This is a genomic window from Pararobbsia alpina (genome assembly GCF_965118125.1).
Lineage (GTDB): Bacteria > Pseudomonadota > Gammaproteobacteria > Burkholderiales > Burkholderiaceae > Pararobbsia > Pararobbsia alpina_A.
In genome coordinates this window covers 3,359,063-3,383,017 of record NZ_OZ221287.1, presented here as the reverse complement: position 1 = coordinate 3,383,017, position 23,955 = coordinate 3,359,063, and the positions used below count along the sequence as shown (strand labels likewise).

General features: G+C 61.7%; 17 protein-coding genes and 2 pseudogenes. 16 read left to right on the top strand and 3 right to left on the bottom strand.

Annotated features, from left to right (window positions below; translation table 11 throughout):
• Positions 1-98 precede the first annotated feature (98 nt).
• The 5 genes from ACMFWR_RS14625 (at position 99) to ACMFWR_RS14605 (ending at position 8,303) form a co-directional block, all read left to right on the top strand.
• Positions 99-1,994 (top strand): transglycosylase SLT domain-containing protein, encoded by a 1,896-nt coding sequence (locus ACMFWR_RS14625; protein WP_413192343.1) that lies wholly within the window; start codon positions 99-101, stop codon positions 1,992-1,994.
• A gap of 661 nt (positions 1,995-2,655) precedes the next feature.
• Entirely contained in the window at positions 2,656-3,810 is a 1,155-nt protein-coding gene (gene carA, locus ACMFWR_RS14620) for a glutamine-hydrolyzing carbamoyl-phosphate synthase small subunit (protein WP_413192342.1), read from the top strand.
• A gap of 64 nt (positions 3,811-3,874) precedes the next feature.
• Positions 3,875-7,129 carry a carbamoyl-phosphate synthase large subunit gene (gene carB / locus ACMFWR_RS14615; protein WP_413192341.1) on the top strand — a complete coding sequence of 1,085 codons (3,255 nt, stop codon included), beginning with the start codon at positions 3,875-3,877 and terminating at the stop codon, positions 7,127-7,129.
• Between the two features lie 128 nt (positions 7,130-7,257).
• Positions 7,258-7,734 carry a transcription elongation factor GreA gene (greA, locus tag ACMFWR_RS14610; RefSeq protein WP_413192340.1) on the top strand — a complete coding sequence of 159 codons (477 nt, stop codon included), beginning with the start codon at positions 7,258-7,260 and terminating at the stop codon, positions 7,732-7,734.
• A 68-nt stretch (positions 7,735-7,802) separates the two neighbouring features.
• Entirely contained in the window at positions 7,803-8,303 is a 501-nt protein-coding gene (locus tag ACMFWR_RS14605; protein WP_413194911.1) for a DUF4149 domain-containing protein, read from the top strand.
• A 92-nt stretch (positions 8,304-8,395) separates the two neighbouring features.
• Here ACMFWR_RS14605 and ACMFWR_RS14600 read toward each other — a convergent pair.
• Both ACMFWR_RS14600 and ACMFWR_RS14595 read right to left on the bottom strand, forming a co-directional pair.
• Positions 8,396-8,572 (bottom strand): annotated as a pseudogene (locus ACMFWR_RS14600) (RNA-binding protein); the annotation flags it as partial.
• Between the two features lie 86 nt (positions 8,573-8,658).
• Positions 8,659-8,929 (bottom strand): annotated as a pseudogene (locus tag ACMFWR_RS14595) (YhbY family RNA-binding protein); the annotation flags it as partial.
• A gap of 110 nt (positions 8,930-9,039) precedes the next feature.
• Between ACMFWR_RS14595 and ACMFWR_RS14590 the strand changes: the two are divergent.
• The 11 genes from ACMFWR_RS14590 (at position 9,040) to phoR (ending at position 21,642) form a co-directional block, all read left to right on the top strand.
• The gene (locus ACMFWR_RS14590; protein WP_413192339.1) at positions 9,040-9,702 is read left to right on the top strand and encodes an RlmE family RNA methyltransferase; all 663 of its coding nucleotides are present in this window, start codon (positions 9,040-9,042) and stop codon (positions 9,700-9,702) included.
• A gap of 166 nt (positions 9,703-9,868) precedes the next feature.
• Positions 9,869-11,761 (top strand): ATP-dependent zinc metalloprotease FtsH, encoded by a 1,893-nt coding sequence (ftsH, locus tag ACMFWR_RS14585; protein WP_413192338.1) that lies wholly within the window; start codon positions 9,869-9,871, stop codon positions 11,759-11,761.
• A 368-nt stretch (positions 11,762-12,129) separates the two neighbouring features.
• Positions 12,130-12,912 (top strand): dihydropteroate synthase, encoded by a 783-nt coding sequence (gene folP, locus ACMFWR_RS14580; protein WP_413194910.1) that lies wholly within the window; start codon positions 12,130-12,132, stop codon positions 12,910-12,912.
• Between the two features lie 86 nt (positions 12,913-12,998).
• A complete protein-coding gene (gene glmM, locus ACMFWR_RS14575; protein WP_413192337.1) occupies positions 12,999-14,357 on the top strand; it encodes a phosphoglucosamine mutase in 1,359 nt (452 codons plus the stop codon).
• A gap of 521 nt (positions 14,358-14,878) precedes the next feature.
• Complete coding sequence (gene pstS, locus ACMFWR_RS14570; RefSeq protein WP_413192336.1) at positions 14,879-15,913, top strand: phosphate ABC transporter substrate-binding protein PstS; 1,035 nt, start codon at positions 14,879-14,881, stop codon at positions 15,911-15,913.
• Between the two features lie 127 nt (positions 15,914-16,040).
• Positions 16,041-16,979 carry a phosphate ABC transporter permease PstC gene (gene pstC / locus ACMFWR_RS14565; protein ID WP_413194909.1) on the top strand — a complete coding sequence of 313 codons (939 nt, stop codon included), beginning with the start codon at positions 16,041-16,043 and terminating at the stop codon, positions 16,977-16,979.
• Positions 16,976-17,869 (top strand): phosphate ABC transporter permease PstA, encoded by an 894-nt coding sequence (pstA, locus tag ACMFWR_RS14560; RefSeq protein WP_413192335.1) that lies wholly within the window; start codon positions 16,976-16,978, stop codon positions 17,867-17,869. Before pstC ends, pstA begins: the two co-directional genes overlap by 4 nt.
• Positions 17,870-18,661, top strand: a complete 792-nt coding sequence (pstB, locus tag ACMFWR_RS14555; RefSeq protein ID WP_413192334.1) for a phosphate ABC transporter ATP-binding protein PstB — start codon at positions 17,870-17,872, stop codon at positions 18,659-18,661. It abuts the gene before it with no gap.
• A gap of 14 nt (positions 18,662-18,675) precedes the next feature.
• Positions 18,676-19,380 carry a phosphate signaling complex protein PhoU gene (gene phoU / locus ACMFWR_RS14550; protein WP_413192333.1) on the top strand — a complete coding sequence of 235 codons (705 nt, stop codon included), beginning with the start codon at positions 18,676-18,678 and terminating at the stop codon, positions 19,378-19,380.
• Positions 19,381-19,413: 33 nt separating this feature from the next.
• Entirely contained in the window at positions 19,414-20,115 is a 702-nt protein-coding gene (gene phoB, locus ACMFWR_RS14545; RefSeq protein ID WP_413194908.1) for a phosphate regulon transcriptional regulator PhoB, read from the top strand.
• Positions 20,116-20,319: 204 nt separating this feature from the next.
• Positions 20,320-21,642 (top strand): phosphate regulon sensor histidine kinase PhoR, encoded by a 1,323-nt coding sequence (phoR, locus tag ACMFWR_RS14540; RefSeq protein ID WP_413192332.1) that lies wholly within the window; start codon positions 20,320-20,322, stop codon positions 21,640-21,642.
• Between the two features lie 231 nt (positions 21,643-21,873).
• Here phoR and ppk1 read toward each other — a convergent pair whose 3' ends face one another.
• Positions 21,874-23,943 carry a polyphosphate kinase 1 gene (gene ppk1 / locus ACMFWR_RS14535; protein ID WP_413192331.1) on the bottom strand — a complete coding sequence of 690 codons (2,070 nt, stop codon included), beginning with the start codon at positions 23,941-23,943 and terminating at the stop codon, positions 21,874-21,876.
• Positions 23,944-23,955: the final 12 nt, after the last annotated feature.

Genomic DNA, 23,955 nt, shown 5'->3' with positions numbered 1-23,955 from the left:
TTATCAAGGCTTTTTTCATTTTTTTCGTTGACGGATTAATAGGGCTTACTTACCATCCCCCCAACACTTTCCTTGCAGTCTTTGGAACGAGCCGTCCAATGCGATTACTTTTCTGTGCGCTAGTCGCCTTGCTACTCTCTGCTTGCGCCAGCGCACCAGATACGGCAGGTCTTGCCAACTCGCCGATTTCCACGATTCAGAAGTCCCCTTCCAAGAATCTCCCTGCCGCTCTCGCTTCAACTGATGGGCCGATCAACGTCGACCAGCAGTCCGTCGCCGCGCTCAAGCAGCCCGACGATATCTGGGGGCGCATTCGCAAAGGTTTTCAGCTGCAGGACATGGACGGCGATCTCGTCCAGCAGAACCTCGACTGGTACACGTCGCGCCCGGATTACGTGGCGCGCATGACGGATCGCTCGAAGCTGTACCTGTATCACATCGTCAACGAGCTCGAGCAGCGCAATATGCCGACCGAGCTCGCACTCCTGCCGTTCATCGAATCCGCATATAACCCGCAAGCGCTTTCGGTCGCCAAGGCCGCGGGCATGTGGCAGTTCGTGCCGGGAACGGGCAAGACGTTCAACCTGCGCAACAACATGTTCCAGGACGAGCGCCGTGACGTGCTCGCGTCGACGAGCGCCGCACTCGACTATCTGCAGAAGCTCCATGACATGTTCGGCGACTGGTATCTCGCACTCGCCGCGTACAACTGGGGTGAGGGCAATGTGCAGCGCGCGATTGCGCGCAACCAGGCCGCCGGTCTGCCGACCGACTATATGAGCCTGAAGATGCCGGCCGAGACGCGCAGCTATGTGCCGAAGCTCCAGGCCGTCAAGAACATCATCGAAAATCCGCAAGCCTATGGTCTGACGCTGCCGGATATTCCGAATCACCCGTATTTCGTGACGGTCACGACGTCACACGATATCGACGTCAATATCGCAGCCAAGCTTGCCGGGATGACGCCGGACGAATTCAAGGCGCTGAACCCTTCGTTCCGTCTGCCGATGATCCTCGGCGCGACGCAGTCGCAGATCCTGCTGCCGTTCGATAACGCGCAACAGTTCCAGGACAATCTCAAGATTTACTCGGGTCAGCTCGCTTCGTGGACGACCTACACGGTCAACGAACGCACGACGCCGGAAGCCCTCGCATCGAAGATCGGTGTCGACGTCGACACGCTGCGCACGACCAACCGCATTCCGCCGGGCATGCGTCTCAAGCCGGGCTCGACCGTGGTCGTGCCGCGCGACGAGGACGATGAAGACATCAGCGCCGACACGGCCGAAAACGCCGTGCTCGCCATGGAGCCCGACGTTCCCGATACGCGCAAAGTGCTGATTCGTGTGCGTCGTCATGAAAGCATGGCGTCAATCGCTTCGCGCTACGGCGTGACGGTTGCCCAATTGCGTGCCTGGAACAAGCGCCGCGGCTCGACGATCACGCCGGGACAGACGGTGGTGCTGCATATCCCGGTCGGCAAGTCGATTCCGGCGGCGGCGCCGGCAACGGCAGGCAACGACGACAAATCGGACAAGAACGCCGATAAGGGCGCCGATAAGTCGGGCGACAAAGGTGCCGATCGCGCTAACGAGAAGGGATCTGAAAAGACGACCGAGAAAGTTGCCGAATCCTCCTCGAAGTCGGCTGATTCCGGTTCCCATTCCGGCTCGCGCGGCAGTATGATCAAGTCTTCCGCACGGGGTTCGGACGCGCCGGCGACGACGGCCAAGGGTCGGGTTGCTGCGTCGTCGAAGGGTTCGCCGAAGACGGCGTCGCGTGACGAGTCGAAGTCGGCACCGCAGAAGTCGGCGGCCCGCGGCGGAAAAGAGGATTCGCGCAAAGAGGATGCACACGCTCCGGTCAAGGCCGCAGCGCAGCCGAAGGCGCCCGCGAAGTCAGTACAGACATCAAAAGCCCAGGACGGTGGTGCAAGCCGCAAGCGAGCCACCGCCGAGGCCTCATCCGAGAAGCACGGCAAAAACAGCGGCTAGGCACGGGTTGAACACGCGTTGCGGGGGCAATGCGTGAGGTTACGCTCCGATCAATTCGACGCTTTTTTAAGCGCGCCAGTCCAACGGACCGGCGCGTTTTCGTTTGTGGGCGCTCAACGCGTGCAAGACCGGTCGTGGCTGGCCGCTGCCAGTTTGCTGCCACTGTGCTGTGAGTCGGATATGCGCTCCCGGCGAGCCATTCGGACTCGCTGCGCATATACGCTGGGGCGGTGGGAATGCGCAGAGCGCACAGTCTCGAAAAATATTTTTTACCGATCCCTATTTCGCGCAGCGCCTTGCGGGGCGCGGGTTTTAACGGATGGCGACCGCCTGGCGCGGGCGTTCGCGGGCAGGGCGGGCCTAGCGGGAGGGCGTCCCGGCGGGCTATAATTCGAAAGTTTAAGTTAATCCACCCGCACCCTAGCGCCTACCCTCATTCTCTCGTTCGTCCGCCGCATCTTTCGTTCGACTTGCCCGTTTTTCAGACGGCAAACGCTTCGGCAGGATGTGCAGGACCGACCCGCCACGCGGCACCCGTCGCGCGCCCGATCGCCTACCCGGTGATCCAGAGGCAGCACACGGAAGCTTTCGCCTGACGCGCTCGGTTCTCCGGACATGAACGGCAGGTCGGCAGCTGGGTGTCCCCCGCAAGGAGCCTCCCGTGTTGCCGTCTTTTCCTCTCGCCCAGCTTGCGCTCGCTGACGGTACGGTCTTCCGCGGTTATTCGATTGGCGCCCCCGGTCACACGATCGGCGAAGTCGTTTTCAATACCGCAATCACCGGCTATCAGGAAATCCTCACCGACCCGAGCTACTCGCGTCAGATCGTCACGCTGACGTATCCGCATATCGGCAATGTCGGCGTCAACGCTGAAGATGTCGAGGCGAGCAAGGTTCACGCGGCCGGCCTCATCATTCGCGATCTCCCGCTCGTCGCGTCGAACTTCCGTCAGCAGCGCACGTTGTCGCAGTACCTGAACGACGAAGGCATCGTTGCGATCGCAGGCCTCGACACACGCAAGCTCACGCGGATCCTGCGCGAGAAGGGCGCGCAAAACGGCGCGATCCTCGCGGGTGAAGACAACGCGGACAAGGCGCTCGAGCTCGCGCGCTCGTTCCCGGGTCTCGCGGGCATGGACCTCGCGAAGGTCGTCTCGGCCACCGGGCCGTACGAGTGGACGCAGACCGAATGGCGTCTCGGCGAAGGCTATCGCGAGCAACGTGAAGCGAAGTATCACGTCGTCGCATTCGACTACGGCGTCAAGTACAACATCCTGCGCATGCTGGCCGAACGCGGCCTGCGTGTGACGGTGCTGCCCGCGCAAGCGACGGCGGCCGATGCGCTCGCGCTGAATCCGGACGGCATCTTCCTGTCGAACGGCCCCGGCGACCCTGAGCCGTGCGACTACGCGATCCGCGCCACGCGCGAATTCATCGAACGCGGCATTCCGACGTTCGGCATCTGTCTCGGTCATCAGATCATGGGTCTCGCCGTCGGTGCGAAGACGATGAAGATGAAGACGGGTCACCATGGCGCGAATCACCCGGTCAAGGATCATGACGACGGCCGTGTCGTGATCACGTCGCAAAACCACGGCTTTGCGGTGGATGCATCGACGTTGCCCGCCAATGCGCGCGTGACGCACACCTCGCTGTTCGACGGCACGCTCCAGGGCTTTGCGCTGACCGACAAGCCCGCGTTCTGCTTCCAGGGCCACCCCGAAGCCTCGCCGGGTCCGCACGACATCGCCTACCTGTTCGATCGCTTCGTCTCGATGATCGAAGCGAAGAAGGCCGGCCGAACGGTCGCTGCCTGACGCGAACCCGGTCGACAGCGAAACCAGACGACAGCGAACACAGAATCCAGCATCCGAGAGCTTTATGCCGAAGCGTACAGACATCAAGAGCATCCTTATCATCGGCGCCGGTCCGATCATCATCGGGCAAGCCTGCGAGTTCGATTATTCGGGCGCACAGGCGTGCAAGGCACTGCGTGAAGAGGGCTACAAGGTCATTCTCGTCAACAGCAATCCTGCGACGATCATGACCGACCCGAACACGGCCGACGTCACGTATATCGAACCGATCACGTGGGAAGTCGTCGAGCGCATCATCGCGAAGGAACGTCCCGACGCGATCCTGCCGACGATGGGCGGCCAGACCGCGCTGAACTGCGCGCTCGACCTGCACGCGCAAGGCGTGCTGTCGAAGTACAACGTCGAACTCATTGGCGCATCGCCTGAGGCGATCGACAAGGCCGAAGACCGCCAGAAGTTCAAGGACGCGATGACCAAGATCGGCCTCGGTTCGGCCAAGTCGGGCATCGCGCATTCGTGGGACGAGGCGCAGCAAGTGCAGACGCGCATCGCGACCGAAACGGGTGGTATCGGCTACCCGATCGTGATCCGCCCGTCGTTCACGCTCGGCGGTTCCGGTGGCGGCATCGCGTACAACAAGGAAGAGTTCGAAGACATCTGCCGTCGCGGCCTCGACTTGTCGCCGACGCACGAGCTGCTGATCGAAGAGTCGCTGCTCGGCTGGAAAGAGTACGAGATGGAAGTCGTGCGCGACAAGCAGGACAACTGCATCATCGTCTGCTCGATCGAGAATCTCGACCCGATGGGCGTGCACACGGGTGACTCGATCACCGTCGCGCCGGCCCAGACGCTGACCGACAAGGAATATCAGATCCTGCGTAACGCATCGCTCGCGGTGCTGCGCGAGATCGGCGTCGACACGGGCGGTTCGAACGTACAGTTCGCGATCAACCCGGTCGATGGCCGGATGGTCGTGATTGAAATGAATCCGCGCGTGTCGCGTTCGTCGGCGCTCGCGTCGAAGGCCACGGGTTTCCCGATCGCCAAGATCGCAGCGAAGCTGGCCGCGGGCTATACGCTCGACGAACTGCGCAACGAAATCACCGGCGGTCAGACGCCGGCGTCGTTCGAGCCGACGATCGACTACGTCGTCACGAAGATCCCGCGCTTTGCGTTCGAGAAATTCCGTGAAGCCGATTCGCGACTTACGACGCAGATGAAGTCGGTCGGTGAAGTCATGGCGATCGGCCGCACGTTCCAGGAATCGTTCCAGAAAGCGCTGCGCGGTCTCGAAGTCGGTGTCGACGGTCTCGACGAGAAGTCGGTCGACCGTGACGAAATCGTCGAAGAGATCCACACGCCGGGTCCGGATCGCATCTGGTACGTCGCCGATGCATTCCGCATCGGTCTCACGGCCGAGGAAATCTTCAAGGAAACCGCGATCGATCCGTGGTTCCTCGCGCAGATCGAAGACATTGTTCGTATCGAGAAAGACCTGGCGGGCCGCACGCTCGAAAGCCTGTCGTTCGACGAACTCCGCTACCTGAAGCGCGCGGGCTTCTCGGATCGTCGCCTCGCGAAGCTGCTCGGCGCGACGCAAACGAAGGTGCGCCAACGCCGCATCGAACTCAATGTGCGCCCGGTCTACAAGCGCGTCGACACGTGCGCGGCAGAGTTCGCGACGAAGACGGCGTATATGTACTCGACCTACGAGGACGAGTGCGAGGCGCAGCCGACCGACAAGAAGAAGATCATGGTGCTCGGTGGCGGTCCGAACCGTATCGGCCAGGGCATCGAGTTTGACTACTGCTGCGTGCACGCGGCACTCGCGATGCGCGAGGATGGTTACGAAACCATCATGGTCAACTGCAACCCGGAAACCGTGTCGACGGACTACGACACGTCCGACCGCCTGTATTTCGAATCGCTGACGCTCGAAGACGTGCTCGAAATCGTCGACAAGGAAAAGCCGGTTGGCGTGATCGTTCAATACGGTGGCCAGACACCGCTGAAGCTCGCACTCGATCTCGAAGCGAACGGTGTGCCGATCATCGGTACGTCGCCCGACATGATCGACGCGGCCGAAGACCGTGAACGCTTCCAGAAGCTGCTGTACAAGCTCAACCTGCGCCAGCCGCCGAACCGCACGGCGCGCACCGAAGACGAAGCGCTGAAGCTCGCGCAGGAAATCGGTTATCCGCTCGTCGTGCGTCCTTCGTATGTGCTCGGTGGCCGTGCGATGGAAATCGTCCACGAGCCGCGCGACCTCGAGCGCTATATGCGCGAGGCCGTGAAGGTGTCGAACGATTCGCCGGTGTTGCTCGACCGCTTCCTCAACGACGCGATCGAATGCGACGTCGATTGCATCTCGGACGGCAAGGACGTGTTTATCGGCGGCGTGATGGAGCACATCGAGCAAGCCGGCGTGCACTCGGGTGACTCGGCGTGCTCGCTGCCGCCGTACTCGCTGTCGGCTGCGACCGTCGCTGAACTCAAGCGTCAGACGGCGGCGATGGCGCGCGGACTGAACGTGATCGGCCTGATGAACGTTCAGTTTGCAATCCAGCAAGAGAAGCGCGCCGACGGCACGATCGAAGACATCGTCTACGTGCTCGAAGTGAATCCGCGTGCGTCGCGTACGGTGCCGTACGTGTCGAAGGCGACGGGCAAGCAGCTCGCCAAGATTGCGGCGCGTTGCATGGTCGGCCAGACGCTGGTCGAGCAGGGCGTGACCACCGAAGTCGTACCGCCGTATTACAGCGTGAAGGAAGCCGTCTTCCCGTTCATCAAGTTCCCGGCCGTCGATCCGGTGCTTGGACCGGAAATGCGCTCGACGGGCGAAGTGATGGGCGTGGGCCGTACGTTCGGTGAAGCGCTGTTCAAGTCGCAGCTTGCTGCAGGCTCGCGCCTGCCGGCATCGGGCACCGTATTGCTGACGGTCAAGGACTCCGACAAGGCGGTGGCGATCGAAGTCGCGCAGCAGCTGCATGAGCTCGGCTACCCGATCGTCGCGACCAAGGGCACAGCGGCCGCGATCGCATCGGCCGGCGTGCCGGTCAAGGTCGTGAACAAGGTCAAGGACGGCCGTCCGCACATCGTCGACATGATCAAGAACGGCGAAATCGCACTCGTGTTTACGACCGTCGACGAGACGCGCACGGCAATTGCTGATTCACGTTCGATCCGCATGAGCGCGCAGGCGCACAAGGTCACGTATTACACGACGATGTCGGGCGCGCGTGCGGCAGTCGAGGGTCTTCGCTACCTGAAGGACCTCGAAGTCTATGATTTACAAGGGCTGCATGCTCGCCTAAACTAACCCCGATCGAGTCCCGGGCCGTATGCGGCTCGGCGTACTCTCACACAGGCCGCGGCCAACGCGGTGTCCGGATCCGAGGGTCTGGATGCACTTTGGCTGCGGCGATTTTTTTTGGTTTTTGAATTCTTATGAGCACCATTCCATTGACCAAGCGCGGCGCGCAAATGCTGAAAGCAGAGCTCGACCGCCTGAAGTCCAAAGAACGCCCGGCCGTGATCAATGCGATCGCGGAAGCACGCGCGCAAGGTGACCTCTCCGAAAACGCCGAATACGATGCGGCAAAGGAAAAGCAAGGCTTTATCGAAGGCCGCATCGCTGAACTCGAATCGAAGCTGTCGGCTGCGCAAGTGATCGATCCGGCTTCCGTCGATGCGGATGGCCGCGTCGTGTTCGGTTCGACTGTCGAGCTTGAAGACGTCGATGCAGGCAAGACGGTTACGTATCAGATCGTCGGCGATGACGAAGCCGATCTCGACCACGGCCTGATCTCGATCAGCTCGCCGATCGCGCGTGCGCTGATCGGCAAGATCGAAGGCGATGTCGCATCGGTGCAGGCACCGGGCGGCGTGCGCGAGTGGGAAATCATTTCGGTCAAGTACATCTGATCGGTCACGTGAGTCGCGGCGGCCGCGCCTGCGGTGCGCCGCACGCAAGCCGCAACGCACTCTCCACGATGCCGCAACGCTTCTTTAACCTGTTTTCGACGATCTGGGTCGGCAGCCTGCTGACCACGGGTTATCTCGTCGCGCCCACGCTTTTCGCGTTGTTGCCGGAAACAGAAGCGGGCACCGTCGCGGCCAGCCTGTTTCAGAAGCAGGCGTATGTGTCGGTGATCTGCGCACTCGCGCTGCTGCTGATCGCGAATCGGGTCATGCGTGTCTATGCGACGAGCCAGGCGCCCGTCGCGACCGTTCGCGCGCTGCGCCTCGCGCGACGTGTGATCGTTGCGATGCTGTTATGCACGTTGATTGGCTATTTCGCGCTGCAGCCGTGGATGAACGCGTTGCGTGTCGCGGCACAGGCCGCGGGTACCGATATTTCGCATTCGGCGTTTCGGGCGAAATTCGGCGCGCTGCATGGCGTCTCGATGGTGTTCTATCTCGCCGAGAGCCTGCTGGGGATCTGGCTGGTGTGCATGCGTCGCGTCTACGAATCGGCGATCGCAACGTTCTGAGTCGTTCTTACGGCGTTCCGAGTCATTCCAAACGTCGTTCCGGGTCAGGCCAGGCGCGCCGCAGCGCGCTCTGAAACCCGCCGTTGCCGCGCTTACTTGGTCGACTGGTGCTGGCGCTTGGCGCTGGTCTGACGCGTTTTGGCGCGCTTGACGTTGCCGCCCGCCGTGACGCGTTCGTTGCCGCGCACCGTGACCTTGACGGGCTTCGGCTTGCGGACCGACTTGCTCGGCTTGACGACTTTGACTTCGCGCGGCGCACCGCCGCGAGCGCCGAGCTGTTCGCCGCGTGCGCTATTGACTGACGGAATGCGCGAGCTCGAACGCTGGCTCGGTTTGACGACCTCTTCCTCGGCGGCGGGGCGCCACACGACGAGCAGCTTGCCGATATGCTGGATCGGCGCTGCGTCGAGGCGATCGCAAATGGCTTCATAGATCTCGATGCGCTCTTCGCGGTCATCGCCGGCGACGCGGATCTTGATCAACTGGTGGGCGTTCAGGTGAACGCCGATTTCTTTGATGACCGCTTGGGTCAGCCCCTCGGCGCCGATCAGCACGACAGGTTTCAGGGCGTGCGCGTCGGCGCGCAGCGCGGCGCGCTGCGCCGGGGTCAAATTAAGGGCGGGCATGGCTCGGTCTGGATGAAGGGGCGCGAGGACCGCGCCAAACGCGTATTATCGAACAAAAGCGACGAGTCCGGCCATTTCCCGGTATCTGTTCGTCGCAGCAACCCAATCTCATGGCAAAGAATCGCTTCAATCAGAGCTGGCTTCACGACCACATCAACGATCCGTACGTCAAGCTCGCGCAGCGCGAAGGCTATCGCGCCCGCGCGGCCTACAAGCTCAAGGAAATCGACGAGCACGACAAGCTGATCCGTCCGGGTCAGGTCATTGTCGATCTGGGCTCCGCGCCCGGAAGCTGGAGTCAATACGCGCGCAACAAGCTCGCACTGGGCAACCGGAAGACCGAAGGCGGCATCGACGGCACGATCATCGCGCTCGATATCCTGCCGATGGAGCCCGTTGCCGACGTCCATTTCCTGCAGGGTGATTTCCGCGACGACGCGCTGCTCGACCAGCTCGACGAACTGGTCGGTGAACGCGCGGTAGACCTTGTAATTTCGGATATGGCGCCCAATCTGTCGGGCGTAGCGTCGGCAGATGCTGCACGAATCGAACATCTATGCGACCTGGCGCTCGAATTTGCGCAGAATCATCTGAAGCCCGATGGCGCATTGCTGGTCAAATGCTTCCATGGCAGCGGATATAGCCAGATCGTGGAGAAGTTCAAACGGCAATTCAAAGTGGTCGCGGCACGTAAGCCAAAAGCGTCTCGCGATAAGTCGGCCGAAACATTCATTTTGGGAAAGATGCTGAAGACGCCCGGCAAAGGCATCTAAAAGCGATCTGGACCCGATCTGAAGGGGCAGGCCAAGCCCTTGAATTGGCTATCTTTGGCGTAGACTATTCCTATGGCGGGGCTTTCCGGCCTGGATTAGAATGGTTCGCCGGTGGAAACCGGACTTTTTTCGGGCTCACCGGCGCTATCAGTGAAGGAGCGATGCTTTGAACAACAATTTGTTCTCGAAGGCGGCAGTGTGGCTGGTCATCGCACTGGTGCTGTTTACGGTGTTCAGGCAGTTCGACAAGCCTCGCATCCAGGAAGGGGTCAGCTATTCCCAGTTCATGGACGACGCCAAGAACGGCAAGGTCAAGAGTGTCATCGTCCAGGGCCGTAGCCTGACCGTGACGCCGGCCGATGGCGCCAAGTACACGCTCGTGTCACCCGGCGACATCTGGATGATCGGCGACCTGATGAAGGACGGCGTTTCGGTCACCGCCAAGGCGGAAGACGAGCCGAGCGCGCTGATGCAGGCGCTGTACTACCTCGGACCTACGATTCTGATCATCGGCTTCTGGTTCTACATGATGAGGCAGATGCAGGGCGGGGGCAAAGGCGGGGCATTCTCATTCGGTAAGTCGCGAGCGCGGCTGATCGACGAGAACAACAACGCGATCAACTTTACCGATGTCGCGGGCTGCGACGAAGCGAAGGAAGAAGTCTCGGAACTCGTCGATTTCCTGCGCGATCCGCAAAAATTCCAGAAGCTCGGTGGCCGGATTCCGCGTGGCGTGCTGCTCGTCGGCCCTCCGGGTACCGGTAAGACGCTGCTTGCGCGCGCGATTGCGGGCGAAGCGAAGGTGCCGTTCTTCAGCATCTCGGGTTCGGACTTCGTTGAAATGTTCGTCGGCGTGGGCGCTGCGCGCGTTCGCGACATGTTCGAACAGGCAAAGAAGCATGCACCGTGCATCGTTTTCATCGACGAAATCGACGCCGTCGGCCGTCATCGCGGTGCCGGCATGGGCGGTGGTAATGACGAACGTGAGCAGACGCTGAACCAGATGCTCGTCGAAATGGACGGCTTCGAAGCGAACTCCGGCGTGATCGTGATCGCTGCAACGAACCGTTCGGACGTGCTCGACAAGGCGCTGCTGCGTCCGGGTCGTTTCGACCGTCAGGTGTTTGTCGGCCTGCCCGACATCCGCGGTCGCGAACAGATCCTTAAGGTGCACCTGCGCAAGGTGCCGGTAGCCAACGACGTCGACGCGGCAATCATCGCTCGCGGCACGCCGGGCTTCTCGGGCGCCGACCTCGCGAACCTCGTCAACGAAGCAGCCCTGTTCGCGGCACGCCGCGGCAAGCGCATCGTCGAAATGCAGGACTTCGAGGACGCGAAGGACAAGATTTATATGGGTCCGGAACGCAAGTCGGCCGTGATCCGCGAGGAAGAGCGTCGCATGACGGCGTATCACGAATCGGGTCACGCGGTGGTCGGCAAGCTGTTGCCGCTGTCGGACCCCGTTCACAAGGTCACGATCATGCCGCGCGGTTTTGCTGGCGGCCTGACGTGGTACCTGCCGGAACACGACAAGAACTACGCGTACAAGGACGGCATTCTCAATGAGATCGCCATTCTGTTCGGCGGACGTGCTGCGGAAGAGGTGTTCCTGAACGCGATTTCGACGGGCGCTTCGAACGACTTCGAGCGTGCGACGAAGCTGGCGCGCGACATGGTCACCCGTTACGGCATGTCGGATGTGCTCGGCACGATGGTGTACGTCGATACCGAGTCGGATCAGTCGTTTGGCCGCATGTCGTCGCGCGCGGTGTCGGAAGGCACGCAGCAAAAGGTCGACGCGGAAATCCGCCGGATCCTGGACGAGCAATATTCGCTGGCCCGCAAGCTGTTGCAGGACAACCGCGACAAGGTCGAGATGATGACCAAGGCACTGCTCGAGTGGGAAACCATCGATGCGGACCAGGTCAACGACATCATGTCGGGCGTGCCGCCGCGGCCGCCGAAGGGTTCGGCGCGTGGCTCGGGCGATGTGCCCCCGGGCGGCGGCAATGCCGGCGTCGAGTCCAAGCCTTCGAACGGCGCGACGCAACCGGCCTGAGCCGAACAGCGTCAGTAGCAGAAAGTAGCAACGAGAAAGGGTCGGCGAATGCCGGCCCTTTTGTTTTGGGTCGGCCCACCGACAACCCTCTCCGCCCAGCTCAGCTCGCCTGCGGCGACGTCTTCCCGGCGCGTCATGGGGAGCTCGAACGGGGTCATACTCGCCGTCATCCCTTGCCGATGCCGGCATAACGCCGACGGAACATGCAATGTGCTGCGCATAATGCGGGCAGGGCGCATCATTCGGCCCTCGCTGGGTTTAGCGCACGCGGATACGTGCTGAACGCATCTTTGAAACAGGAGTCCTCGGTGGCGCAATTGGTCTGGCAGTGCGGGCGTTTCTCGTATTCACTCGAGCGTCCGCTCGTGATGGGGATACTCAACGCGACTCCCGACTCGTTTTCCGATGGCGGCCGGTTCCTTGCGCGTGACGCTGCGCTTCACCATGCCGAGCAGATGCTGGCAGCGGGTGTCGATATCGTCGACATCGGCGGCGAGTCGACTCGCCCCGGCGCGCCCCCGTTGGCACTCGACGAAGAACTCGAACGCGTGATTCCGCTCGTCGACGAACTTCGCGATGCGGGTGTCGCGATCTCGATCGACACGTACAAGCCCGAGGTCATGGCCGAGGCGCTCGCTCACGGCGCAGACATGATCAACGACATCTGGGGCCTGCGGTTGCCGGGTGCGATCGACGCCGTCGCGCATAGCACCTGCGGGCTCTGCGTCATGCATATGATCGGCGACCCGCAGACGATGCAGTCCGATCCCGCGGCGGCGTACGACGACGTCGTCGCCGATGTCGCCCGTTTTCTCGCCGAACGCGTCGCCGCGCTCGAAGCCGCAGGCGTGTCGCGTTCGCGGATTTCCGTCGACCCCGGCTTCGGTTTCGGCAAGACGGTCGAGCAGAATTACGCGCTGCTCGCGCACCTGCCCAGGACCGCTCCGGCCGACTTGCCCGTGCTCGCCGGCATGTCGCGCAAATCGATGCTCGGCGCGGTGACGAACAAGCCCGCGCCCGAGCGACTGGCCGCCAGCGTGGCCGCCGCCGTCCTAGCGGCGGAGCGGGGCGCGAAGATCATTCGTGTGCACGACGTGGCCGAAACCGTCGACGCGCTCAAAGTCTGGCGAGCGACGTGCGCGGCAAGTTGATTGCGCGCCACAGAATGCTCGGGAAGGGTCCGGATCGCGGATAATCGCGGGTATTACAAAATCGTCGATAACAGGAGAACGAGCGCATGTCTCGTCGATATTTCGGTACGGATGGCGTCCGTGGCAAGGTGGGCAAGAGCCCGATCACCCCGGAATTTGTTTTGCGGCTTGGTTATGCAGCGGGCAAGGTGCTCGCCGGCGGTGCGCAGAGCGCGAAGCGCGGCGCACGCCCGACCGTGCTGATCGGTAAGGACACGCGTGTATCGGGCTATATGCTCGAAGCCGCGCTCGAATCCGGCTTCGCCGCCGCCGGCGTCGACGTGATGCTGGCCGGGCCGATGCCGACTCCCGGCGTCGCGTATCTGACCCGTGCGCTGCGTCTGTCGGCCGGCGTCGTGATCAGCGCTTCGCACAATCCGTACGACGACAACGGCATCAAGTTCTTCTCGGCAGACGGCAACAAGCTGCCTGATGAGGTCGAGCTCGAGATCGAGACTCGCCTCGACGAGCCGCTCGAATGCGCGTCGTCGGAGCATCTGGGCAAAGCCCGTCGCCTCGATGATGCTGCGGGCCGCTACATCGAATTCTGCAAGAGCACGTTCCCGGCCAAGTTCGATCTGCATGGCCTGAAGCTGGTGGTCGACTGCGCGCATGGCGCGGCGTATCACATTGCTCCGCACGTGTTCCATGAACTCGGCGCTGAGGTGGTGCCCATCGGCATCCATCCGAACGGCTTCAATATCAACGACGGTGTCGGCGCGACCGCGCCCGACGCGCTCGTGCATGCCGTCCAGGCGAACAAGGCCGACCTCGGCATCGCGCTCGATGGCGACGCCGACCGTGTTCAGATCGTCGATTCGACCGGCCGCCTGTTCAACGGCGACGAACTGCTTTACGTGCTCGTGCGCGACCGCATCGCGACCAACGGCAACGTGCCCGGCGCGGTGGGCACGCTGATGACGAACCTCGCCGTCGAACTCGCGCTGCAGCGCCTCGGCGTCAAGTTCGTGCGTGCCGCGGTCGGCGACCGCTACGTGCTTGAGCAACTGCGTGAAAACAACTGGGAGCTGGGCGCGGAAGGGTCGGGCCACATCCTCTCGCTCGACCGTCATACGACGGGCGACGGCATCGTCTCCGCACTGCTCGTGCTTGCTGCGCTTCAGCGCAGCGGCAAGACGCTGGCGGAGTTGCTCGAAGGCGTCGAACTGTTCCCGCAGACGCTGATCAACGTGCGCATGCGTCCCGACGCGCAGTGGAAGGGCAACGGCGATATCGACACGGCCATTTCTGCGGCCCGTCAGGCGCTCGGCGATCAGGGCCGGGTACTGATCCGCGCGTCGGGCACCGAACCTGTCCTGCGCGTCATGGTCGAGGCGCATGATGCGGGTGCGGCCTCGCACTACGCTGAATCGATTGCCAATACCGTCCGGACCGCGACCGCTTAAGAAGACCGCTTAAGACGGGCACTTCAGAAGCGGCACTTGAGACGGCCGAATGAGGTGGAGCGCGCATGAAGGGGCGCGCAACACGCAGCGTTCGGGCAGAAGCGCTTAAGACAAGGATCCGCGGGGTGGGGCGATGGCCTCGTTCCGTGGGTGGCGCGTCTGTCTGTGCGTTCGACCGCAGACGCGCTGCAGGTGACCCGGCTAACCTGTGGCCGCAACCATCCCTCCGCAATATGAATCCGGCATGACGCCGGACTTCAACCCTCCGACCGCCTTTCGGTCACGGGATGCCACCTGACCGCATCGTCGAATAAAGCCGATGATTTGCGCGCAATTGGCACGAAATCCTCCCGCCGCACGCGCTTTCTAAAAATAAATCTTGCCTTTCAACGCGTAATGTGACTGTCACATGAGTTTCATGGAATGTCACATGAGTGACATAAACGAGCCCTAAAGTGAGCGGCGTTCCTAGAGGCAATTTGCCCACACAACGCTACCACACGCTTACTTCTGGAGGTCTCATGCGTTTCATGAAATCCGCGATCGCTGGTCTTGCTGGCGCCATGTTCGCTCTCGCAGCCCACGCAACCGACATCACGGGCGCAGGCAGCACGTTCGCGGCACCGATCTACACCAAGTGGGCTGACGCATTCGCGAAGTCGGGTGGCGGCAAGGTCAACTACCAAGGTATCGGTTCGTCGGGCGGCATCAAGCAAATCATCGCGAAGACGGTCGACTTCGCAGGTTCGGATGCACCGCTGAAGGACGATCAGCTCGAGAAGGAAGGCCTGTTCCAGTTCCCGACGGTCATCGGCGGCGTGATTCCCGTGATCAACCTGCCGGGCATCAAGGCTGGCGAAGTGGTGCTGTCGGGTGAAGTGCTCGGCGACATCTACCTGGGCAAGATCACGAAGTGGAACGATCCGGCGATCGCTGCACTGAACCCGAAGGTCAAGCTGCCGGATACGGACATCGCTGTCGTCCGCCGCGCTGACGGTTCGGGCACGTCGTTCATCTGGACGAACTACCTGTCGAAGGTCAACGCCGAGTGGAAGTCGAAGGTCGGTGAAGGCGCAACGGTCAACTGGCCGACGGGTCTGGGCGGCAAGGGCAACGACGGCGTCGCCGTGTCGGTCCAGCGCACCCCGGGCGCAATCGGCTACGTCGAGTATGCTTACGTCAAGCAGAACAAGATGATCTACGTCGACCTGAAGAACGCCGCTGGCAACACGGTCGCTCCGGATGCCGACACGTTCAAGGCTGCTGCTGCTACGGCTGACTGGTCGAAGTCGTTCTACCAGATCCTGACGAACCAGTCGGGCAAGGATGCATGGCCGGTCGTCGGCGCAACGTTCGTGCTGGTCCACACGGCTGAAGACAAGCCGGAACAAGGCACGGAAACGCTCAAGTTCTTCGACTGGGCGTTCAAGAACGGCACGGCTGCTGCAAACGATCTGGACTACGTGACGCTGCCGGATAGCGTCGTGAACGAAATCCGTTCGCAATGGAAGACGAAGGTGAAGGACGCAGCTGGCAAGCCGCTCGCTGCTCAGTAATAGCCGGAACCCGCTCCCCGCCTGACGGGGAGCTGTCAGAAAGCACGCGCGGCATTCATGCCGCGCGGTGCGTTTAAGGGGCGCCATGTCCGACACTCAACTTCCCGTGAAAAACGCGTCCAGCACGATGCGTGCGCCGTCCCGTACAGGCGACCTCGTGTTCGGTACACTCACGCGCCTCGCTGCGCTCGTCACCTTGCTGCTGCTTGGCGGCATTCTGGTGTCGCTCGTCATTCAATCCTGGCCGACCTTGTCGAAGTTCGGCCTGTCGTTCTTGTGGACGGCGGACTGGGATCCACCCAACGACCAGTTCGGCGCGTTGATCCCGATTTACGGCACGCTCGTCACGTCGGCGATCGCGCTGATCATCGCCGTGCCCGTGAGCTTCGGTATTGCGCTGTTCCTGACTGAACTCGCGCCGGTCTGGCTGCGCCGTCCGCTTGGCACCGCCATCGAACTGCTCGCCGCGATCCCGTCGATCGTCTACGGCATGTGGGGCCTGCTGGTGTTCGCACCGAGCTTCGCCTCGTTTGTCGAGAAGCCCCTGAAGACCGTGCTCGGTCCGATCCCGTTCATCGGCGCGCTGTTCCACGGCCCGACCATCGGTATCGGCATCCTGCTCGCGGGCTTCATCCTCGCGATCATGATCATCCCGTACATCACGTCGGTGATGCGCGATGTGTTCGAAGTCGCGCCGGTCCTGCTCAAGGAATCGGCGTACGGCATCGGCTGCACGACGTGGGAAGTCATGTGGAACGTGGTGCTGCCGTTCACGAAGACCGGTGTCATCGGCGGCGTGATGCTCGGCCTGGGCCGCGCACTCGGCGAGACGATGGCCGTCACGTTCGTGATCGGCAATACGAACCTGCTGAGCAACGTGTCGCTGTTCTCGCCTGGCAACAGTATCGCGTCGGCGCTCGCGAACGAGTTCGCGGAAGCAGGCGCCGGTCTGCATACGTCGGCACTGATGGAACTGGGCCTGATCCTGTTCTTCATCACGTTCGTCGTGCTGTCGGCTTCCAAGCTGATGCTGCTGCGCCTTGAGCGCTCGGAGGGCGCAAAATGAGCGATCACGCTTTCAACGTTCCGGCCAAGATGCAGAACGAAACCTCCGATGTCCGGCGCAAGCTTCAGGCTCGCCGCCGCCGCGTCAATCGCGTCGCGCTGACGTTGTCGATGCTCGCCATGCTGTTCGGCCTGCTGTGGCTGGTCTGGATTCTCGGCACGACGATCCAGTTCGGTCTCGGCGGTCTGTCGCTCGATCTCTTCACGCAGTCGACACCGGCGCAGGGCGATCCGGCTGGCGGTCTGCTCAATGCGATCGTCGGCACGCTGATCATGGTCGGCATCGCCACCGCAGTCGGTACGCCGGTCGGTATCCTGGCCGGTGTCTATCTCGCTGAATATGGTCAGAAGGGCTGGTTCGCGAATGTCGTACGCTTTATCAACGACATTCTGCTGTCGGGCCCGTCGATCGTCGTCGGTCTGTTCGTGTACGCGATTCTCGTTGCGCCGTTCCGCGGTTTCAGCGGCTGGGCCGGTGCTGCCGCGCTTGCGCTGCTGCAGATCCCGGTCGTGATCCGCACGACGGAAAACATGCTCAAGCTCGTGCCGAACGCGCTGCGTGAAGCGGCCATCGCGCTGGGCACGCCGAAGTGGAAGATGGTCCTGTCGATCACGCTGAAGTCGTCGATCTCGGGCGTCATCACCGGTGTGCTGCTCGCCGTGGCGCGTATCACCGGCGAAACGGCTCCGCTGCTGTTCACCTCGCTGAACAGCCAGTTCTTCGGCCTGAACATGACCAAGCCGATGGCGAGCTTGCCGGTCACGATTTTCCAGTTTGCACTCAATGTCGACCCGCACCTGCAGTCGCTTGCATGGGCCGGCGTTTTCCTGATCACCCTCGGCGTGCTCGGACTCAACGTTCTCGCGCGCTCGCTTTTCAAGAGTCGATAAATGGCGACCGTCCAAGCTACCGCGGCCATCGCCGCCCAGAACACGAAGATTCAGGTCAAGAACCTCAACTTCTTCTACAACCGCTATCACGCGCTGAAGAACATCAACCTCGCGATCCCCGATCGCAAGGTCACGGCGTTCATCGGCCCGTCGGGTTGCGGCAAGTCGACGCTGCTGCGCACGTTCAACAAGATGTTCGCGCTGTACCCCGAGCAACGTGCCGAAGGCGAGATCCTGATGGACGGCGAGAACCTGCTCGAAACGACGCAGGACATCTCGCTGCTGCGCGCTCGCGTGGGCATGGTGTTCCAGAAGCCGACCCCGTTCCCGATGTCGATTTACGACAACATCGCGTTCGGCGTGAAGATGTTCGAAACGCTGTCGCGTTCCGAAATGGACGACCGCGTCGAGTGGGCGCTGACCAAGGCCGCGCTGTGGACCGAAGTGAAGGACAAGCTTCAGCAAAGCGGTCACGGTCTGTCCGGTGGTCAGCAACAACGTCTGTGCATCGCGCGCGGCATTGCGATCAAGCCGGAAGTCCTGCTGCTCGACGAGCCGTGCTCGGCACTCGACCCGATTTCGACGGGCCGCATCGAAGAGCTGATCGCCGAGCTCAAGGACGACTACACGGTCGTGATCGTGACGCACAACATGCAACAGGCTGCACGCTGCTCGGATTACACGGCGTATATGTATCTGGGCGAGCTCATCGAGTTCGGCGAGACCGAGAAGATCTTCATCAAGCCGGTCCGCAAAGAAACCGAGGATTACATTACCGGCCGCTTCGGCTAAAGGGAGACCGAGCCATGTCCGACAAGCACCTTTCCAGCCAGTTCGACGCTGACCTCAACGCGGTGTCGTCGAAGGTCCTCGAAATGGGCGGCGTCGTCGAGTCGCAGATCATTCTTGCGATGCAGGCGCTGAACAACTTCGACATCGAAGCCGCCGATCGAGTGATCGCGGCCGAGCATCAGCTCAACACGATGGAAGTCGAGATCGACGAAGAGTGCAGCAACATCATCGCGCGCCGCCAGCCGGCCGCACGCGACCTGCGTCTGCTGATGGCCATCTCGAAGACGATCACGAACCTCGAGCGCGCAGGCGACGAGGCGGAAAAGATCGCCAAGCGCACGAAGCGTCTGTCTGAAGACGGCTCGTCGCGTTCGATCAATATCGCCGAGATCAAGCTGTCGGGCGAAATGGCCGTGTCGATCCTGCGCCGTGCACTCGATGCGTTCGCGCGCCTCGATACGGTGGCAGCAGCGCAGATCGTGCGCGACGACAAGCAGATCGACGAAGAATTCCGCGCCTTCGTTCGCAAGCTGGTGTCGTACATGATGGAAGATCCGCGCACGATTTCGGCGGGCCTCGACTATCTGTTCATCGCCAAGGCCGTCGAGCGCATCGGCGATCACGCGAAGAACATTGCCGAGTTCATCATCTACATCGTCAAGGGCACGGACGTGCGTCACGTGTCGCGTGAGCAACTCGAACGCGAAGCGCTCGGTTGAACCACTAGAAAAAAGAAGGGGTCTTAGGTGTCGATACCCAGCAGCATTCTCGTAGTCGAAGACGAGCCCGCGATCTCCGAACTGATCTCGGTCAACCTCCAGCACGCTGGTCATTGCCCCATTCGTGCGTACAACGCTGAGCAGGCTGCAAGCCTGATCAGCGATGTATTGCCCGATCTGGTGCTGCTCGACTGGATGCTGCCGGGCAAGTCGGGCGTCTCGTTCGCGCGGGATCTGCGCGCGAACGATCGCACGAAGCACATCCCGATCATCATGCTCACCGCACGCGGCGAAGAGCAGGACAAGGTGCTGGGCCTCGAGATCGGCGCCGACGACTACGTGACCAAGCCCTTCTCGCCGAAGGAACTGATGGCCCGTATCAAGGCCGTGCTGCGTCGTCGCGCGCCGCAGCTGACCGAAGATATCGTGGCGATCAACGGCCTGCGCCTCGATCCGTCGACGCATCGCGTGGCCGCGCAGAACGGCAACTCGGAGACCAAGCTCGATCTGGGTCCGACCGAATTCCGCCTGCTGCATTTCTTCATGACCCACCCGGAGCGCGTGCATAGCCGTACGCAACTCCTCGATCAGGTCTGGGGCGATCACGTGTTCGTCGAAGAGCGTACTGTTGACGTGCATATCAAGCGCCTGCGCGCCGCGCTCAAGCCGGCAGGGTGCGATGCTATGATTGAAACGGTTCGCGGCAGCGGCTATCGGCTTGCCAAGGCAGGCTGATCGCGGCTAACATCGCGGCCCCGGTCATTGCAGGCACGTCGCATCGCACGCTTGCAGTGACCTTAACGATGGATTGAGGCTGGCTTGCGATGCACTGTCATCGCGGCCTTGATTCAGGACTCTGCATCAGAGTTCTGAATCGCAACCTCGAATCGTCGCACTAACCTGACGCGTTCGCGCGTCGTCGACAGAGTCGGGTCTCGCATGAACGTCATCTGGGCACGCGCGATAGCGTCCCTGCTGGTGATCGCGCTCGTGGCGCTCGGGCTTGGCGCATTGATCAAGCCCATCGTCGCGATGGCGTTTGTGGTCGTCGCGCTCGGCGTGCAGATCGTTTTCAATACCTTCCATACGCAGCGGCTCTGGCAGCTGCTCGATGCGCCCGTATACGGCGAGGTGCCCAGCGCACCCGGTATCTGGGGCGAAATCTATTACCGCCTTCACAAGCTTGCAAAACGCTGGCACTCGCAGGTGCGCCAGGTCGAGCAGCAACATCAACGCTTCATACAAGCCATTCAGGCTTCGCCTTATGGCGTCGTGATGCTCGACGATCACAATCAGATCGAATGGAGCAACGGGATCGCCGAGTCGCATTTCGGGCTCGATGCGAAGCGGGATTTGCGTCAGCACATTACGCATCTCGTGCGTCAGCCCGAGTTCGTGCGCTACTTGAATACGCAGCGCTATGACGAGGATTTGCACATGCGGGGCATGGGCGAGAACCGGCAGAATGTGATTGCCGTACAGGCGTTTCCGTACGGCGACAATCGCAAGCTGATCCTGACGCAGGACATCACCGAGCTCGAACGCACGGACTCGATGCGGCGCGACTTCGTGGCGAATGTCTCGCACGAACTCAAGACACCGCTGACGGTGCTGTCAGGGTTCCTCGAGACGATGCGGGAGTTGCCGCTGTCCGAAGGCGATCGAGCGCGCTATCTCGACATCATGGCGCAGCAGGCCGCGCGCATGCAGGTCATCGTCAACGATCTGCTCGTGCTGGCCAAACTCGAAGGCGATGCGAAACCGCCGGTCGAACACATGATCGACATGCCGAACATGCTGCGTCATCTGCACGACGATGCGCTCGGGCTGTCCGGCGACAAGCACACGATCGACATGCAAGCCGATCCGGGGCTGACGGTGGTGGGCGCCGAGAACGAGCTGATGAGCGCGCTGGGTAACCTGGTCAGCAATGCGGTGCGCTATACGCCGGAAGGCGGCAAGATCACGATCAAGTGGCGCGACGTGGGCGATGGCGCGATGTTCTCTGTGACGGATACGGGCATCGGCATCCCGCCTGAACATATTCCGCGGCTGACCGAGCGTTTCTATCGTGTCGACCGGAGCCGCTCACGTGATACGGGTGGCACTGGGCTTGGACTGGCCATCGTCAAGCACGTGCTTCAGCGGCACGATGCGATCCTGCAGGTGAAGAGCGAAGAGGGCCGCGGCAGCGAGTTCTCGGTGCGTTTCCCCGCGGCGCGTACGGTGCGCAATCAGGCGATCGCAGCAAAGGCCGTGTGAGGGCTTTAAGCCGCTTACCTGAGGGCGGTAGGCCTCAATCGTTATCAGGGCCCGTGCAGGGGTAGCGTAGCGGCCCGGAGAGCAGGGCGCGCACGCGTACCGCTTCCCGCAAGTCAACAAAGTCGCAGGGCAACAAAAAAGGCGAAGTCCGTTGAGACTTCGCCTTTTTTTGTGTCGGCCCGCAACGTGCCCTGCACGTCACGGTCTCGCCACGGGCTTGTTACAGTCGCATCAGGACACCGCCGAGTCTCCGCAGAACTTCGTGAGCAGGCTCATTTGCGCATTGCGTGACGTCTTGCCCGGGCGCCGGCGACGGTAGTGCCCATCGCTCTGCATAACCCATGCAGCCTGGTTGTCACCGATAAAGGCCGACAGACCTTCCGCAATCACGCGACGCTTCAGGCGGCGGTCGAGAATCGGGAATGCAACTTCGACGCGTCGGAAGAAATTGCGGTCCATCCAGTCCGCACTCGACAGATAGACGTCTTCGTTACCGTCTGCGTAGAAGTAATAGATCCGATGGTGCTCAAGAAAGCGCCCGACAACGGAACGCACCGTGATGTTGTCGGACAGTCCCGGCACACCGGGCTTGAGCGAGCAGACACCTCGCACGATCAGATCGATCTTCACGCCCGCCTGTGAGGCCTCGTAGAGCTCGTTGATGACCGTGGGCTCGAGCAGCGCATTCATCTTCGCGACGATGCGCGCCTTGCGGCCTGCGCGCGCGTGCTCCGTCTCAGCGCGAATCGCCTCGACAAGCTTTGGATGAAGCGTGAACGGCGACTGCCAGAGCATGTGCAGCGGAATCTCTGCACCGATACCCGTGAGCTGCTGGAAAACGTGGTGCACGTCTTCGCAGATCTTCGGTTCCGACGTCATCAGGCCGAAATCTGTATACAACCGGGCCGTTCTCGGGTGGTAATTGCCGGTGCCGAGGTGCACGTAGCGGCGCAATTGCGGTTTGCCGTTCGCAATCACGCGGCGCACGATCAGGATCATCTTCGCGTGGCACTTGTGCCCCACGACGCCATACACCACGTGCGCGCCGACGGATTCGAGCTGCGCCGCCCAATTGATATTGGTCTCTTCGTCGAAACGCGCGAGCAGTTCGACGACGACGGTCACTTCCTTGCCGTTGCGCGCAGCCTGCATCAATGCATCCATCAGCGGCGAGACGCTACCCGTGCGATAGATGGTCTGCTTGATCGCAACGACATTCGGATCGTTCGCGGCCTCGAGCAGCAGGTCGAGCACGGGCTGGAAGCTTTCGTACGGATGGTGGAGCAGGATATCGCCGCGATCGATCGCGTCGAACAGGCTTGGCGTGCTGGCCAATGCCTTGGGTGTCGCAGGCACATGCGGCACGAACTTGAGGTCCGGACGATCGACGAGGTCAGGCAATTGCATTAGCCGCACGAGATTCACGGGGCCGTCGACGCGGTAGCAATCCTGATCATGCAGGCCGGATTCATCCATCATGCGGCGCACGAGATGCTTCGGCGTGTTCGACGAGATTTCGAGCCGCACGGCAGCGCCGAGGTGGCGTGCAGGCAGTTCGCCCTGGAGCGCGATACGAAGATTCGTGATTTCGTCTTCGTCGACGAACAATTCGCTGTTTCGCGTGATGCGGAACTGGTTGCAGCTCTTGACCGTGAGGCGCGGGAACAGCTCGCCGACGAACTGCTGCATGAACGTGCTCAGCAGCACGAACGCATGCGGATAGCCCGACAGTTCCTGCGGCATCCTGATCAGGCGCGGCAATGCACGCGGTGCCTGCACGATACCCATCACGGCCTGACGCCCGAATGCATCCTTGCCTTCGAGTTCGACGGCGAAGTTCAGGCTCTTGTTGAGCACGCGCGGAAACGGGTGCGCAGGGTCAAGGCCGATCGGTGTAAGAACCGGCAACAATTCTTCCTGGAAGTATTCGCGCGCCCACTCGATCTGCGTATCGGTGAATTCGCCTTCATGGAAGACAATGCCCTCGGTCTCGAGTCGCGGCAGCACGACATCGTCAAGCATTGCATACTGACGGTGCACGAGTTTTTGCGCGCGTTCGACGACCTGGTCGTAGACCTGCTGCAATGACATGCCGTCGGGCGTCAATGCACCGGGGTTGTCGCGCATCTGTTCCTGAAGGCCCGCCATGCGGACTTCAAAGAACTCGTCGAGATTGCTCGACGTGATGCAGATAAACCGTAGACGCTCGAGTAGCGGTACCGTTTCATCTTCTGCTTGCGCGAGCACGCGTTCGTTGAAACTCAGAATGCCGAGTTCGCGATTCAGAAGCGGATAGCGCATAAGCGGTGAGGT